Genomic DNA, 17,760 nt, shown 5'->3' with positions numbered 1-17,760 from the left:
CGACCATGAACCCCGAACACGCCCAGAAACTCGCTCGTCGTTTTGTCGAGTTGCCCCTTGAAAAACGTCGTCTGTTTCTCGATGGCATGCGCAAGGAGAACATGGATTTCGCGCTGTTCCCGATCCCTTCCTGCGCAGGGCTGGCCGAGCGTGACGGGTTGTCCTATGCCCAGCAGCGCATGTGGTTTCTCTGGCAACTGGACCCGCACAGCGCAGCCTACAACCTGCCGATGTCGGTGTGCCTGAACGGCCCGCTGGAGCTGCCGCTGCTGGAGCGGGCGTTCAGCGCGCTGGTCGAGCGCCACGAGAGCCTGCGCACGACCTTCGGTCAGGAAGGCGACCGGACGTTTCAGCGTGTTGCGCCACCCGCGCCGGTCAATATCCGCCTGATCGACCTGAGCCCGTTGCCGCCGCAGCAGCGCTGGTCGAACGCGCGGCAGGCGATGGCCGAGCAGTCGGCGCAGACCTTCGATTTGCAGCGCGGGCCGCTGTTTACCGTGCAGGTATTGCGCCTCGCCGAGCAAGAACATCTGCTGCTGCTCAACCTGCACCACATGATCACCGACGGCTGGTCGATGAACGTGCTGATCGATGAATGGCTGCGCGGTTACGACGCGTTGCTGGCCGGCAAGCCACTGCCTTTCCAGCCACTGGCTGTGCAGTACCGCGATTACGCCGTCTGGCAACGCAGCTGGCTGGAGGCTGGCGAACAAGAGCGCCAACTGGATTACTGGCGCAAGCACCTGGGTGAAGAACACCCGGTACTCGAACTGCCCACCGACCGCCCGTACCCAGCGTTGCCCAGTCATGAAGGCGCGCGTCTGGAACTGGCGCTTGCGCCCGAGCTGCTGCGCAACCTGAAAATCCTTGCGCAACGGCAGGGCGTGACCCTGTTCGTGGTGTTGCTGGCGACCTTCAAAAGCCTGCTGCATCGCTACAGCGGGCAGACCGATATTCGCGTCGGCGGCCTGATCGCCAACCGCACGCGCAGTGAAACCGAAGGCCTGATCGGCTGCTTCATCAACACCCAGGTACTGCGCAGTGAAGTTACGGCGCAGACGCGCTTTGTCGATTTGCTGCACACCGTGCGCGATGCCTCGACCGGTGCCCAGGCGCATCAGGAGCTGCCATTCGACGCCATCATCGACGCCTTGCAGCCCGAGCGAAGCCAAAGCCACAACCCGCTGTTCCAGGTGATGTTCAATCACCAGCCGGTGGTGGCCGACTTGCTGGACAAGCAACTGAGCGGCGGCCTGCGCGTGGCCAATCTGTCCGCCGAGCAACAAGCACTGGCCCAGCGCTCGCACGCCGCTGCCAGTGACCTGATGCTCGCCACCAGCGGTGAAGGCGAACAGCTGAACGCCGCCTTTACTTACGCCACCGACATTTTCGATCAGCCGACCATCGCTCGCCTGGCCGCGCACTGGCGCAACCTGTTGACGTCGGTCTGCGCTGACCCGCTGCAAACCATTGCCGAGCTGTCGATGCTGTCGGCCGACGAGCGCACGCACCTGCTGGCTGTCGACAGCGCCACCAAAGCCGACACCACAATCCCCGCGCATCGCCAGTTTGAAGCGCAAGTGCAGCGAACGCCGGACGCACTGGCGCTGATCCTCGCCGGTGAAAGCCCGTCACCGAGCCTGACCTATTGCGAACTGAACGAGCGCAGTAACCGCTTGGCCTGGCAATTGCGCGAGCAGGGTGTCGGCCCGGACGTGCTGGTCGGCGTGGCGCTGGGCCGTTCGCTGGACATGCCCGTCGCGCTGCTGGCCGTGCTCAAGGCGGGCGGTGCCTACGTGCCGCTGGACCTCAGCGCGCCGAGCGAGCGTTTACGTCATGTGTTGCAAGACAGCGGCCTGAAACGGCTGCTGACCCACAGCGAACAGCGGCCGACGCTGCCTGAACTGGCGGGCATTCAGTGCCTGTGCATTGATCAGATGAACAGCGAAGCAGCCAGCGCAGAAAATCCGGTTGTCGATATCGATCCGGCCCATCTGGCCTACGTGATCTACACCTCGGGCTCGACCGGCCGGCCAAAAGGCGTGGCGATCAGTCATGGCGCACTGGCCGAGTTCGTCACCTTGGGCGCGGACTACAGCGACCTGCGCGAAGGCGATCGGGTTCTGCAATTTGCCACGCAAAGTTTCGACGGCTTTGTCGAGCAGTTCTACCCGCCGCTGTGTCGCGGCGCGGCCGTGGTGCTGCGTGACGAGCGTTTGTGGGACAGCGCCACCTTCCATCACGCCATCGTCGAACACGGCGTGACCCTGGCGGACCTGCCAGCAGCCTACTGGCTGACCCTGGTTCAGGATTTTGCCGCCAGCCCACCCGTGCATTTTGGCGCATTACGGCAGATTCACGTCGGCGGCGAGGCGATGGCCGTTGAAGGCCTGCGTCTGTGGCAGCACGCCGGGCTGGGGCATGTGCGCCTGCTCAACACCTATGGCCCGACCGAAGCCACGGTGGTGTCGAGCATTCACGATTGCAGCGCGCTGACCCCGGAGCAGGTGTCGTGGCGCGGCGTGCCGATCGGCAAAGGCCTGGCGGGGCGTCGTTTGTACGTGCTCGACGATCAACTGAACCTGCTGCCGCAAGGCGCGCTGGGCGAGCTGTACATCGGCGGGCCGGGTCTGGCACGGGGTTATCACGCCCAGCCAGGCCTGAGCGCCGAGCGTTTCGTGGCGGATCCGTTCGTTGCCGGCGAGCGCCTGTACCGCACTGGCGACCGTGCCCGACTGCGCGCTGATGGCGCCATCGAGTACATTGGCCGGGTCGATCATCAGGTGAAAATTCGCGGTTTCCGTATTGAGTTGGGCGAAATCGAATCGCGCCTGCAGCAATGCACGGGCGTGCGCGAAGCGGTGGTACTGGCGGTTGCGCTGGCCGGCAGTGCGCAACTGGTCGCCTACGTAGTGCCAAGTGTCGTGGCAAACAGCGATACCGAACAAATGGCTTTGCGCCAGCGCATCAAGGGGCAGCTGCAAGCCAGCCTGCCGGATTACATGGTGCCGACACACTTGTTGCTGCTGGCGCAATTGCCACTCACGCCCAGCGGCAAACTGGACCGCAAGGCGTTGCCTGCGCCCGATTCAAGCCAGTTGCAGGCCCGTTATCGCGCGCCGCACAGCGAGGTGGAAATCTGCCTGGCGGCTATCTGGCAGGAAGTCCTGCACGCGCAGCAGGTCGGGCTGGACGATCACTTCTTTGAGCTGGGCGGCCATTCGCTGCTCGCCGCGCAAGTCATTGCGCGGATCAAGACCCGACTGGGCGTCAGCCTGCCGCTACGCGTGCTGTTTGAAAAACCGCTGCTGGGCGAACTCGCCGCCGAAGTGGCGCTGCTGACCGACAACACAACGGATAACGACTGGAGCGACATGGACCAGTTCATGGATTCACTGGAGGAATTTGGCGCATGACCGCGACCACTGCTGCACGTATCGCGAAACGTTTTGTTGGCCTTTCGCTGGAACAACGCCAACAGTTCCTTACCCGCCTGCGTCAGGAAGGCAAGGATTTCAGCCTGTTGCCGGTGCCGGTCAGTCGTCATGATTTCAGCGCGATTCCACTGTCATTTGCCCAGCAGCGCCTGCTGTTCCTCTGGCAGCTCGACCCGCTGAGCGATGCCTACAAGATGACCACCGGCCTGCGTCTGCAAGGCCCGCTGAACGAGTCGGCCTTGCGCCGCGCGTTCGATCACCTGATCGAACGCCACGAAGTATTGCGCACAGTGTTCCAGACCGATGGCGATCAGGCGCTGCAAGTGCTGCTGCACAACCAGAGCATCGCGCTGGACAGCATTGACCTGTCGGTTCTGGCCGATAGCGAATTGCGTGACGCTGAACTGGCGCTGCAAGTGACCACGCTCACCGGCCAGCCGTTCGACCTGCGCACAGGCCCGTTGCTGCGTGCGCACCTGTTCCGCCTCGCCAGTGACGAGCATGTGCTGGTGGTGAACATGCACCACATCGTCTCCGACGGCTGGTCGATGGACGTGATGATTCAGGAGTTTGTCCACTGCTATCAGGCGTATGTCGAAGGTCGCGAACCGAGTCTGCCGGCGTTGCCGCTGCAATACGCCGACTACGCCATCTGGCAGCGCCGCTGGCTGGAGGCGGGCGAGGGCGAGCGTCAACTGGATTACTGGCGCGGCCAGTTGGGTGACGAGCAGCCGCTGCTGGACGCCGCGCAGGACTTCCCGCGCCCGGTCACGCAAAGCTTTCAGGGCGAGCACCTGCGCTTCGATTTCGGCGCCGAGTTGTCGCAGCAACTCAATACCTTCGCCCGCCCCCAAGGCATGAGCCTGTTCATGCTGGTGCTGGCCGGTTTTTCGTTGTTTTTGTCGCGCAAGGCCGGGCAGCGCGATATCCGCATCGGCGTGCCCAACGCCAACCGTGGTCGGGCGGAAACCGAAGGGTTGATCGGCTTCTTCATCAACACTCAGGTGCTGCGCTGCCAGATAGATGAGCGCCTGAGTTACCTCGATTTGCTGGCGCAGATTCGCGACACCTCGTTCGGCGCGCAGGCTCATCAGGACGTGCCGTTCGAGCAACTGGTCGATCACCTCGCGCCAGAGCGCAGCCTGGGGCATAACCCGTTGTTCCAGGCCAAGTTCAACCAGAACGTGGTCCTCAAACAGAAAACCGCCCTCAAGCTGGCAGGGCTGGAGGTCAGCGAATATGCGTTTGAAAAGCAGGGTGCGCATTTCGATCTGGCACTGGACATTACCGACGACGGCACGCTGATCCACGGTGACATGACCTACGCCAGCGACCTGTATCGGCGTGCGACCGTCGAGGGCTTCATCCCCGAATTGCTCGACCTGTTCAAGACCCTGCTCAATGCACCGAATGCGCCATTGTTCAGCCTTGGCGCGCTGGCGGTCGAGCTGCCGCGCGAAGTTCGTGAGCCCGCGCCTCAGGTATTGCAGCTCTGGGACCGGCAGGTCGAAAGCCAGCCCGATGCGCTGGCCGCCCGCTGTCTGGATCGTACCCTGAGCACACGCGAGCTGGATCAGGCGGCCAATCAACTGGCCCATCACTTGATCGGACGGGGTGTCTGCGAAGGCCAGCCGGTCGCGGTATTGATGGAACGCTCGCTGGACTGGCTGACGGCGGTGCTGGCGATCTTCAAGGCCGGCGGCGTGTACATGCCGCTGGACGTCAAAGCCCCGGATGCGCGCCTGCAACAGATGTTGAGCAATGCCCAGACCAAGGTGCTGCTGTGTGCCGAAGGCGACAGGCGTGAAACATCTTTGAACGTTGCGGGTTGTCAGGGTCTGGCCTGGACGCCTGCGCTGTGGCAGAGCTTGCCGACCAGCCGTCCCGATATCGAGTTGCCAGCCGATTCTGCGGCCTACGTGATTCATACCTCCGGCTCCACCGGCCACCCCAAAGGCGTAGTGGTCAGCCAGGGCGCGCTGGCCAGTTACGTGCGTGGCGTGCTTGAGCAGTTGCAACTGGCCCCCGAGGCGAGCATGGCACTGGTCTCGACCATCGCCGCCGACCTCGGCCATACCGTGTTGTTCGGCGCGCTGTGTTCAGGGCGAACGCTGCATGTGCTGACCGAATCGCTGGGTTTCGACCCGGACGCCTTTGCGACCTACATGGCCGAGCATCAGGTCGGCGTGCTGAAAATCGTGCCGGGTCATCTGGCCGCACTGCTGCAAGCCGCTCAACCCGCCGACGTGCTGCCGCAGCATGCGCTGATCGTCGGTGGCGAAGCCTGTTCGCCAGCGCTGGTCGAGCAGGTGCGTCAGCTCAAGCCGGGTTGCCGGGTGATCAACCACTATGGCCCGAGCGAAACTACGGTTGGCGTACTGACCCATGAGGTGCCTGCTTTATCGGAGTTGAATGCGATCCCACAGGTCTCACGTTTCCCACAATGCTCTGCACACTCTGGCGACCCTCTGCGTAGCGTGCCGGTCGGCGCGCCATTGCCGGGGGCCAGCGCTTACGTGCTGGATGACGTGCTCAACCCCGTCGCCACGCAGGTCGCAGGCGAGCTGTACATCGGTGGTGACAGCGTTGCGCTGGGCTATCTCGGCCAGCCTGCGCTGACTGCCGAGCGCTTCGTGCCGGACCCGTTTGCGCAAGATGGAGCACGGGTTTACCGCAGTGGCGACCGCATGCGGCGCAATCATCAGGGATTGCTGGAATTCATCGGCCGCGCCGACGATCAGGTCAAAGTGCGCGGCTATCGTGTCGAGCCTGCTGAAGTGGCGCAGGTGCTGCTGAGCCTGACTTCGGTCGCGCAAGTCAGTGTGCTGGCATTACCTGTTGATGAAGACGAATCGCGCCTGCAACTGGTGGCCTATTGCGTCGCGGCAGCCGGTGCCAGCCTGACTGTCGACAGCCTGCGCGAGCAACTGACGGCGCGCTTGCCCGACTACATGGTGCCCGCGCAGTTCATGTTGCTTGAAAAGCTGCCACTGACCGCCAACGGCAAGCTCGACAAGCGCGCCTTACCCAAGCCGGGCGTGATCAAACAGCGCTATACCGCGCCAATTGGCGAGATCGAGGAAAAGCTCGCCGCCGTGTGGGCCGACGTGTTGAAACTGGATAAGGTCGGCAGCACCGACAACTTCTTCGAACTGGGCGGCGATTCAATCCTCAGCCTGCAAATCATCGCCCGCGCCAAGCGCCAGGGCATCAAGCTCAGCCCCAAGCAATTGTTCGAAAAACAGACCATCAGCCAACTGGCTTCGGTGGCCAGACTGATCGAGAAAAAGCCCGCTGCGGCGGCAGAGCAGGTCAGCGGTTCGCTGCCGCTGCTGCCGATTCAGGCGCGTTTCTTTGAAATGGACATCCCTGAGCTTCAGCACTGGAATCAGGCGCTGATGCTCAAGCCCCTGCAAACGCTGGATGCAATCCCTCTTCAAGCGGCACTCACGGCACTGATCGAACAGCATGACGCGCTGCGTCTCGGTTTCACGCAACAGAACGGCCAGTGGCAAGCCACGTTCGGCGCGCTGAACACTCGGGATTTGCTCTGGGTTCACGAATTGGACAGCCCTGAACGATTGACCGAACTGGCTAACGAAGCACAACGCAGCCTGGACCTGAAAAACGGTCCGTTGCTGCGCGCAGTGCTGGTCAACCTGCCACACGGCGAGCAACGTTTGCTGCTGGTGATTCATCATTTGGCGGTGGACGGCGTGTCGTGGCGGGTGCTGCTGGAAGACCTGCAACAGGCTTATGCCGCGCTGGCAGCCGGCCGGCCGCTGACGCTGGCGGCGAAAACCACGTCGCTCCAGCGTTGGGCCGAGCAATTGCAGCGGTATGCGACCGGCGCCGTGCTGACGGCCGAGCGCAATTACTGGCTGCGCGCTTTACAGGGCGACGATCAGCCGCTGCCCCGCGACAAGCCCGAAGGCTCAATGCGCAATCGCGATGCGGCTCATGCCTCGTCATGGCTGAGCAAGGACCTGACCCACAAACTGCTGAAAGTCGCGCCTGCCGCCTATCGCACGCAGGTCAACGACCTGCTGCTGACCGCGCTGGCGCAAGTGCTCTGCGAGTGGAGCCAACAGCCGTCGGTGCTGGTGCAGCTGGAAGGGCATGGCCGCGAAGACCTGTTTGACGACACTGACCTCAGCCGCACAGTCGGCTGGTTCAGCAGCCTGTTCCCGGTCCGCCTTACCCCGCACATTGCGCCAGGTGCGAGCTTGTGCGGCATCAAAGAACAGTTGCGTGCCGTGCCGAACAAAGGCATTGGTTACGGCGTATTGCGTCATATGGCTGACTCGACGTTTGCGCAGCCATTGGCCGCGCTGCCCCAGGCGCGTGTCACGTTCAATTACCTGGGCCAGTTCGACGGCACCTTCAATGAGCAACAAGGCGCGCTGTTCGTGCCAAGCGCCGACAGTGTCGGTGTAGCGCTGTGCGAAGACGGCCCGCTGGGCAACTGGCTGAGCCTCAACGGTCAGGTGTTCGATGGCCAGTTGCAACTGGACTGGACCTTCAGCCGCGAGGTGTATCAGGCTTCGACCATCGACACCCTGGCGCGTCGTTACGAGCAGGCGCTGACCACGCTGATCGAACACTGCATCGCCGGGCATCAAGGCGTCACGCCGTCTGACTTCCCTCTGGCGCATCTCACTCAGGCACAACTCGACGCGCTGCCGATTGCGGCGGGCGAGATCGAAGACATTTACCCGTTGTCACCGATGCAGCAGGGCATGTTGTTTCACTCGTTGTTCGACTCAGGCGCGGGCAACTACATCAATCAGATGCGGGTGAACATCAGTGGGCTGGATGTGCCGCGATTCCACAACGCCTGGCAATCAGCGGTCAATAATCACGAGGTGCTGCGCAGCTGTTTTGTCAGCCAGAGCGAGCAGTCGCTGCAAGTGGTACAGCGTCAGGTGACGCTGCCGTTTGTCGAGCTGGATGCGCGGGGCAAACCCCAAAACTGGCTCGATGACTGGGCGCAGGCCGACCGTCAGCAGGGTTTCGATCTGGCGCAAGGGCCGCTGTTGCGCCTCGCGGTACTGCGCACTGCAGATGACCGTTGGCAATTGATCTACACCAGCCACCATATTTTGATGGACGGCTGGAGCAGCTCGCGGCTTCTGGGCGAAGTGCTGCAACGCTACAGCGGTCAGATGCCGCCGAAACAGGCGGGGCGTTACCGCGATTACATCCAGTGGTTGCAGGATCAGGACGCTGATGTCAGCGAGCGCTTCTGGACCGCAGAGCTGGCCGAACTGGATGAGCCGAGCCGCTTGTTGCAAGCCTTCAAAACATCAACCGATCAGCAGGGCTATGGCGATTACATTCAGTTGATCGACGCCGACGGCACTCGCCGCTTGAACGAGTTTGCCCGCGAGCAGCACGTGACCCTCAATACGCTGGTGCAATCTGCCTGGCTGTTGCTGCTGCAACGCTACACCGGCCAGTCCAGCGTGACCTTTGGCGCCACGGTGGCCGGGCGTCCGGCTGAATTGTCGGGCGTCGAAGAGCAACTGGGCTTGTTCATCAACACCCTGCCGGTGATCGCCAGCCCGCGTTCGGAACAGACCGTCGGCGACTGGGTGCAGCAGGTGCAGGCGAAAAACATCGCCCTGCGCGAACATGAACACACACCGCTTTACACTATTCAGCGTTTGGCACGGCACAGTGGCGAAGCGTTGTTCGACAACATTCTGGTGTTTGAGAACTACCCGGTGTCCGAAGCCTTGCAGCGTGCGCCGGACGGTTTTGTCTTCAGCGACCTGCGCAATCAAGAGCAGGCACATTACCCGCTGACCCTGGTGGTCGAGGCCAACGACGTGTTGTCGGTACGTTTCAGTTACGACCGGCAACACTTCAGTGCCGAAGGCATTCTGCAACTGGCGGCGCACTTCGATCACCTGCTGCAGTGCCTTAGTGCATCAGCAACGGCGCGTCTTGGCGAACTGGCCCTGCCAGCCGTCTGGACGCAAACCGTGCAGCGTTACCCCAGCGAGCACTGCGCCCATCAGCGCATCGAAGCTCAGGCTGCACGCACGCCGCAGGCCATCGCCCTGAGCTTGGGTGCCGAGCAATTGAGCTATCGGCAGCTCAACCGCCGCGCCAACCAGTTGGCCCACAAACTGCGCGAGCAGGGCGTCGGCCCGGATGTTCGCGTGGGGCTTGCGGCTGAGCGCAGCCTGGAGATGATTGTGGGGATGCTGGCGATCCTCAAGGCCGGGGGCGCTTACGTGCCGCTGGACCCGGATTATCCGCAGGATCGCTTGAGCTTCCTGATGCAGGACAGCGGTATCGAATTGTTGCTGACCCAAGCACATTTGCTGGATCAGTTGCCGATTCCTGCGCACGTTCAAACCCTGAATCTGGCGGATGCGCTGGACGGTTACAGCACCGAAAACCCGCTCAACCAGACCACGCCGGACAACCTGGCCTACGTGATCTACACCTCGGGCTCGACCGGCAAACCCAAAGGCACCTTGCTGGCTCATCACAACCTGATGCGCCTGTTTGCCGCTACGGATAACTGGTTCAAGTTCGACGAAAAAGACGTCTGGACGCTGTTCCATTCCTTCGCCTTCGACTTCTCGGTCTGGGAGATTTTTGGCGCGCTGCTGCACGGTGGCCGACTGGTCATCGTGCCTCGTGAAGTAACCCGTTCGCCGGAAGAATTCCATGCGCTGCTGGTTGAACAGCAGGTCACGGTGCTCAACCAGACGCCATCCGCCTTCAAGCAATTGGTGCGTGTGGCCTGTGATTCGCCTGTGCCGATGTCGTTACAAAAAGTCATCTTCGGCGGCGAAGCGCTGGACGTCGCCAGCCTCAAGCCGTGGTTCGCACGCTTCGGCGATCAGACGCCGCAACTGATCAACATGTACGGCATTACCGAAACCACCGTGCATGTGACCTATAGGCCCATCACCCTGGCCGACACGCACAACCCGGTCAGCCCGATTGGCGAGGCGATTGCGGACCTGTCGTGGTACGTGCTGGACGCCGATTTCAACCCGGTTGCCCAGGGTTGCAGCGGCGAACTGCACATCGGCCACGCCGGTCTGGCACGGGGTTATCACAACTGTGCTGCACTGACCGCTGAGCGCTTTGTGCCAGACCCGTTCGCCAACGACGGCGGCCGTTTGTACCGCACCGGCGATCTGGCCCGCTATAAAACCGCAGGAACCATCGAATACGCCGGGCGTATCGACCATCAAGTGAAGATCCGTGGCTTCCGCATCGAACTGGGCGAAATCGAAGCGCGGCTGCAAGCGCATTCGGCTGTGCGCGAAGTGATTGTGTTGGCCGTGGACGGGCAACTGGCGGCGTATCTGCTGCCGACTCAGCCTGACCAGGATCAACAAGCGCTACGTGAAACCCTGAAAGCCGAGCTCCGTGCGAACCTGCCGGATTACATGGTGCCGACCCACTTCATCTTCCTCGACAAGCTGCCCCTGACGGCCAACGGCAAACTGGACCGCAAAGCGCTGCCTGCGCCGGACGCCGGTCAGTTGCAAGCGGCTTACGTCGCGCCGCAAGGCGAGCTGGAAGAACAGTTGGCGTCGGTCTGGAGCGCCGTGCTCAACGTCGAGCAAGTCGGACGCAGCGACAACTTCTTCGAGCTCGGCGGGCATTCGCTGTTGGCGGTGCAGATGCTGGTGCGGGTTCGCGAGCAGTTACAGCGCGAGGTCGGCCTCAAGGACCTGTTCGAACAGCCGGTGCTGGCTGACTTCTGCGCCGCGCTGCAAGAAAAAAATGGCGAAAGTGATCATGCACTGGACGAATTGACTAAATCACTGGAGGCACTCAAACGTTTATCAGCGGAGGAAATTGATAATTTGATTGCTTAGCAGGAGAGACCCCAGTGCAACAGTTGCTTGACTCCGTTAAATCGCTGTCCGCCCGTGAACGCAAGGCGCTGGCGATCCTGCTCAAGCGCCAAGGGGTGAATCTCTACGGGGTCACGCCGATTGCCAGACGAGAGACGCCGGCAGCGTCTGCGCTGTCGTATGCGCAGCAGCGGCAATGGATCATCTGGCAACTGGAACCGCACAGCGCGGCCTACAACATTCCGCTGGCGCTGCGCTTGCATGGCGCGCTGGATGTCGAGGCGTTGCGGCGCAGCGTTGAACAGCTGATCGAGCGTCACGAAACCCTGCGCACCACGTTTGAACAGCAGGGCGACGAGGCGTTGCAGGTGGTGCATCCCGCGTCGCAGTTTGCGCTCAACGTTGATCAACTGGGGCTGGGCGAAACGGTCGAAAGCTATGTTGATCTGGAAGTACAGCGGCCTTTCGATCTGCAACATGGGCCGCTGTTGCGGGTCAGGCTGCTTGAACTGAGCGAACAGGAACACGTGCTGGTGCTGACCCAGCACCACATCGTCTCCGATGGCTGGTCGATGCCGATTATGGTTGACGAGCTGATGCAGTGCTATCAGGCCGCCTCGCTGGGTCGCGAGGCCGAACTGGCCCAACTGCCAATCCAGTACGCCGACTACGCGATCTGGCAGCGTAACTGGCTGGAGATGGGCGAGCAGGAACGCCAGTTGGCTTACTGGACGCAGCAACTGGGCGATCAGCAGCCGATTCTTGAATTACCCACCGATCGACCGCGCCCGGCGCTGCGCAGCTACGACGGCGCGCGACTGAACATCGAACTGGACGCCGCGCTTTTGAACACCCTCAAGGCACTGGCGCGGCAGCAGGGCATCACCCTGTTCATGCTGTTGCTGGCGTCGTTGCAAACCTTGCTGCACCGCTACAGCGGTCAGGCCGACATACGCGTTGGTGTGCCTGTCGCCAACCGCACCCGCAGTGAAACCCAAGGGCTGATCGGCTTCTTCGTCAATACCCAGGTGCTCAAGACCGAGTTTGGCGCGCAGACCACCGTGGCCGAGCTGCTGCAACAGATCAAACAGACTGCCGTGCAGGCCCAGGCCCATCAGGACCTGCCGTTCGAGCAACTGGTCGAAGCCTTGCAGCCTCAGCGCGACCTGAGCCGCAGCCCGCTGTTTCAAGTGGCCTACAACCACCAGAGCGAAGGCTACAACGAAGCCCGCGAGCTGGCCGGTCTGCGCCTGGAGTATCAGGTGTCCGACAAGCACACCGCGCAGTTCGACCTGACCCTGGACACTTGCGAACGCCAGAACGGCCTGGCTGCCTCGCTGACCTACGCCACCGACCTGTTCGACGCCACAACCATCGAGCGCATGGCCGGGCACTGGCGCAACCTGCTGAGCGGCATGTGCCGCGACGTCAATCAGCGCATCGCTGACCTGCCGCTGCTAAGCGTTGAAGAGCGGCAGAATACCCTGCGCGACTGGAACCAGAATCTGGCGGTTTACCCGACTGAGCAGTGCGCCCATCAACGCATCGAAACCCAGGCAGAACGCACCCCGCAGGCCATTGCCCTGAGCTTGGGTGCCGAGCAACTGAGCTACCAGCAACTTAACAACCGCGCTAACCAGTTGGCCCACAAACTGCGCGGGCAGGGCGTTGGCCCGGATGTTCGCGTGGGGCTGGCGGCTGAGCGCAGTCTGGAGATGATTGTGGGGATGCTGGCGATCCTCAAAGCCGGTGGCGCGTACGTGCCGCTGGACCCGGATTACCCGCAGGATCGCCTGAGCTTTCTGGTGCACGACAGCGGTATCGAATTGTTGCTGACCCAAGCACATTTGCTGGATCAGTTGCCGATTCCTGCGCACGTTCAAACCCTGAATCTGGCGGATTCGCTGGACGGTTACAGCACCGAAAACCCGATCAACCAGACCACGCCGGACAACCTGGCCTATGTGATCTACACCTCGGGCTCGACCGGCAAACCGAAAGGCACCTTGCTTGCCCATCACAACCTGATGCGCCTGTTTGCGGCTACAAATGACTGGTTCACATTCAACGAAAAAGACGTCTGGACGCTGTTCCATTCGTTCGCATTCGACTTCTCGGTCTGGGAGATTTTCGGAGCGCTGCTGCACGGTGGCCGACTGGTCATCGTGCCTCGCGAAGTAACCCGTTCGCCGGAAGATTTCCATAAATTGCTGGTTGAACAGCAGGTCACGGTGCTCAACCAGACGCCATCCGCCTTCAAGCAATTGGTGCGTGTGGCCTGTGATTCGCCTGTGCCGATGTCGTTACAAAAAGTCATCTTCGGCGGCGAAGCGCTGGACGTCGCCAGCCTCAAGCCGTGGTTCGCACGCTTCGGCGATCAGATGCCACGACTGATCAACATGTACGGCATTACCGAAACTACCGTGCATGTGACCTACAGGCCCATCACCCTGGCCGATACGCACAACCCGGCCAGCCCGATTGGCGAGGCGATTGCGGACCTGTCGTGGTACGTGCTGGACGCCGATTTCAACCCGGTTGCCCAGGGTTGCAGCGGCGAACTGCACATCGGCCACGCCGGTCTGGCGCGGGGTTATCACAACCGTGCTGCACTGACCGCTGAGCGCTTTGTGCCAGACCCGTTCTCCAACGACGGCGGCCGTTTGTACCGCACCGGCGATCTGGCCCGTTATAAAACTGCAGGAACCATCGAATACGCCGGGCGTATCGACCATCAAGTGAAAATCCGTGGCTTCCGCATCGAACTGGGCGAAATCGAAGCGCGGCTGCAAGCGCATTCGGCTGTGCGCGAAGTGATTGTGCTGGTCGTGGACGGGCAACTGGCGGCGTATCTGCTGCCGGCTCAGCCTGACCAGGATCAACAAGCGCTACGTGAAACCCTGAAAGCCGAGCTCCGTGCGAACCTGCCGGATTACATGGTGCCGACCCACTTCATCTTCCTCGACAAGCTGCCGCTGACGGCCAATGGCAAACTGGACCGCAAAGCGCTGCCTGCGCCGGACGCCAGCCAGTTGCAGGCGGCCTACGTCGCGCCGCAAGGTGAATTGGAGCAGCAGTTGGCAGCTATCTGGGCCGATGTGCTGAAAATCGGGCAGGTCGGTCGCAGCGACAATTTCTTCGAACTCGGCGGCCATTCATTGCTGGCCACGCAGGTGATCTCGCGTATTCGTCAGCAACTTGATGTTGAACTCTCGTTACGCGACCTGTTTGAAGCCCGCGATCTGGCAGCCTTTGCCCAAGCGGCGGGCGCAGGGCAGGGCAATGACGCGCCACGCTTCATCAAGGCCGACCGCAGCCAGCCGCTGGGCTTGTCTTACGCGCAGCAGCGTCAGTGGTTTCTCTGGCAGCTCGACCCTGAAAGCACCGCTTACACGATTCCTGCAGCCCTGCGCCTGAGCGGCTCGCTGGACATCGCGGCGCTGGAGCACAGCTTCAGCGCGCTGATCGCCCGTCACGAAACCCTGCGCACCACCTTCCGCCAGCAGGGCGAACAGGCGGTGCAGATCATTCATGCGCCGCGTGCCCTGACCCTGACGGTTGAATCCGTGCCCGCCGGGCAGACCCTTGAGGCCTGTGTGGAGCAGGAAATGCAGCGCCCGTTCGATCTGGAGCAGGGGCCGCTGTTGCGGGTCCGTCTGTTGAACCTGGCCGCCGATGAACATGTGCTGATCCTGACCCAGCACCACATCGTCTCCGATGGCTGGTCGATGCCGATCATGGTCGATGAACTGGTGCGCCTGTACGAAGGCTACAGCCAGGGCCGCGAAGTGCTGCTCGCTGAACTGGACATGCAGTACGCCGACTACGCGCTGTGGCAACGCAGCTGGATGGACGCCGGTGAGCAGGCACGGCAACTGGCGTACTGGAAGCAGCAACTGGGCGACCAGCAGCCGATTCTGGAGCTGCCTGCCGATCATCCACGCCCTGTTGTGCAAAGCCATGTCGGTGCGCGGCTGGCGGTCGAACTGGCGCCAGCGTTGATCGACGACTTGAAACAGGTCGCGCGGCAACAGGGTGTCACACTGTTCATGCTGTTGCTGGCGTCGTTTCAGACCTTGCTGCATCGCCACAGCGGCCAGCCGGACATTCGTGTCGGTGTGCCGATTGCCAACCGCACCCGCGCGGAAACCGAAGGCTTGATTGGCTTTTTCGTCAACACTCAGGTGCTGCGCGCCGAATTTGACTTGCACACAACCTTCAGCGAACTGCTGCAACAGGTCAAACACACCGCGCTGCAAGCCCAGGCGAATCAGGAGCTGCCGTTCGAACAACTGGTCGAAGCCTTGCAGCCACAACGCAGCCTCAGCCACAGCCCGCTGTTTCAGGTGATGTTCAACCACCAGAGCCAGGCCAGCGCCGAAGTGCGCGCGTTGCCCGGTTTGCAGGTTGAAGCGCTGGTGTCGGAAAGCTACCCGGCGCAGTTCGATCTGACCCTGAACACCGCCGAACAGAACGGTGGCCTGAGCGCAGCCCTGACCTACGCCACCGCGCTGTTCGAGCGCAGCACTATTGAACGCATGGCCGGGCACTGGCTCGCGTTGCTGCAGGCCATTTGCGCCAATGCCGGTCAGCGCATCGCTGATGTGCCGATGCTTGACGCTGCCGAACAGCAGCAGATCGTACGGGAGTGGAACGCCACGGCTGCGCAATTCCCGAGTGAGCTTTGCCTGCACAGCCTGATCGAAGCCCAGGTATTGGTCACGCCAGACGCCCCCGCGCTGATTTTCGCAGCCGAACAACTGAGCTACACGCAACTCAATGCCCGCGCCAATCAGCTTGCGCATCGCCTGCGTGAAGCGGGCGTCGGGCCGGACGTGCTGGTGGGCATCTGTGTCGAGCGAAGCCTGGAACTGGTCATCGGTTTGCTGGCGATTATCAAGGCCGGTGGCGCGTACGTGCCGCTGGACCCGGATTATCCTGAAGATCGCTTGGCCTACATGATGCAGGACAGCGGGATTGGTTTGTTGTTGACCCAGACTTCGTTGCTGGAGCGCTTGCCGGTTCAGGTGCAGAGCATGTGTCTGGATCAGGACGGCGACTGGCTGGAAGGTTACAGCACTGCCAACCCGGTCAACCTCAGTCATCCGCAGAACCTGGCGTATGTGATTTACACCTCCGGTTCGACCGGCAAGCCCAAGGGCGCAGGCAACAGCCATCGCGCCCTGGTCAACCGACTGCACTGGATGCAAAAGGCCTATGCGCTGGATGACAGCGATACGGTGTTGCAGAAAACCCCGTTCAGTTTCGATGTATCGGTCTGGGAGTTCTTCTGGCCGCTCATGACCGGCGCACGCCTGGCCGTGGCGTTGCCGGGCGATCATCGCGACCCAGAGCGGCTGGTGCAGACCATTCGACAGCATCAGGTCACCACCCTGCATTTTGTGCCGTCGATGCTGCAGGCGTTTATGACTCACCCGCAGGTAGAAAGCTGTAACAGCCTGAGTCGTGTGGTGTGCAGCGGTGAAGCACTGCCTGCCGAACTGGCTGGCCAAGTGCTCAGACGTCTGCCGCAGACCGGTCTGTACAACCTGTACGGCCCGACCGAAGCCGCCATCGACGTGACTCACTGGACCTGCACCACTGACGACGTACTCAGCGTGCCGATTGGTCGGCCCATCGATAACCTGAAAACCCACATCCTCGACGACGGTTTGCTGCCCGCCGCGCAAGGCGTGGCGGCAGAGTTGTACCTGGGTGGCGTGGGTCTGGCGCGGGGTTATCACAACCGTGCGGCGCTGACCGCCGAGCGTTTTGTGCCCGATCCGTTTGACGGGCAGGGCGGGCGTCTTTATCGCACTGGCGATCTGGCGCGTTATCGCGACGAGGGCGTGATCGAATACGCCGGGCGCATCGACCATCAAGTGAAGATTCGCGGCCTGCGCATCGAACTGGGCGAAATCGAAGCCTGCCTGCTGGAACACGACAGCGTTCAGGAAGCGGTGGTCATCGACGTTGATGGTCCGTCCGGCAAGCAACTGGCGGCGTATCTGGTGGTTGAACAGCGCAGCGATCACCTGCGTGAGCTGTTAAAGGCGCATCTGAAAGCGTCGCTGCCGGATTACATGGTGCCCACGCACTTCATCGTGCTGTACAGCATGCCGCTGACCGCCAATGGCAAGCTGGATCGTCGGGCGCTGCCCGCGCCGGACGCCACTCAATTGCAGCGCCAGTACGTCGCGCCGGTCAGCGAACAGGAGCAGCAGATGGCGGCAATCTGGGCCGATGTATTGAAGGTTGAACGGGTCGGGCTGAGCGATGACTTTTTCGAGCTGGGCGGCCATTCGCTGCTGGCCACGCAACTGATTTCCAGAATCCACACGGGCCTTGGGATCGACATCCCGCTGCGCCTGATTTTCGAGAAACCGCAATTGAACGAATTTATTCAGGCCTTCGCCAGCAGTGGCCTGTCGCTGACCGAGGACGGCTTGTCCGATATCGAAAAAATGATGAATGAAATGGCGGGTATCTGA

Annotated in this window: 3 protein-coding genes; all 3 read left to right on the top strand. The window is 61.9% G+C overall.

Annotation, left to right across the window (positions count from 1 at the left end):
- Window positions 1-5 precede the first annotated feature (5 nt).
- The 3 genes from QRN38_RS22945 to QRN38_RS22935 are packed head-to-tail and all read left to right on the top strand — an operon-like array spanning window position 6 to window position 17,760.
- On the top strand, window positions 6-3,416 hold the full coding sequence (locus QRN38_RS22945; RefSeq protein ID WP_057417978.1) for a non-ribosomal peptide synthetase: 3,411 nt from the start codon (window positions 6-8) through the stop codon (window positions 3,414-3,416).
- Window positions 3,413-11,290, top strand: a complete 7,878-nt coding sequence (locus tag QRN38_RS22940; RefSeq protein ID WP_285362609.1) for a non-ribosomal peptide synthetase — start codon at window positions 3,413-3,415, stop codon at window positions 11,288-11,290. Before QRN38_RS22945 ends, QRN38_RS22940 begins: the two co-directional genes overlap by 4 nt.
- Window positions 11,291-11,304: 14 nt before the next feature.
- A complete protein-coding gene (locus QRN38_RS22935; protein ID WP_122222896.1) occupies window positions 11,305-17,760 on the top strand; it encodes a non-ribosomal peptide synthetase in 6,456 nt (2,151 codons plus the stop codon).

The organism is Pseudomonas sp. CFBP2511 (genome assembly GCF_030209255.1).
GTDB lineage: Bacteria > Pseudomonadota > Gammaproteobacteria > Pseudomonadales > Pseudomonadaceae > Aquipseudomonas > Aquipseudomonas avellanae.
Note: the sequence above shows the minus strand (reverse complement) of the source record. Positions and strands in the feature narration are given on the sequence as shown.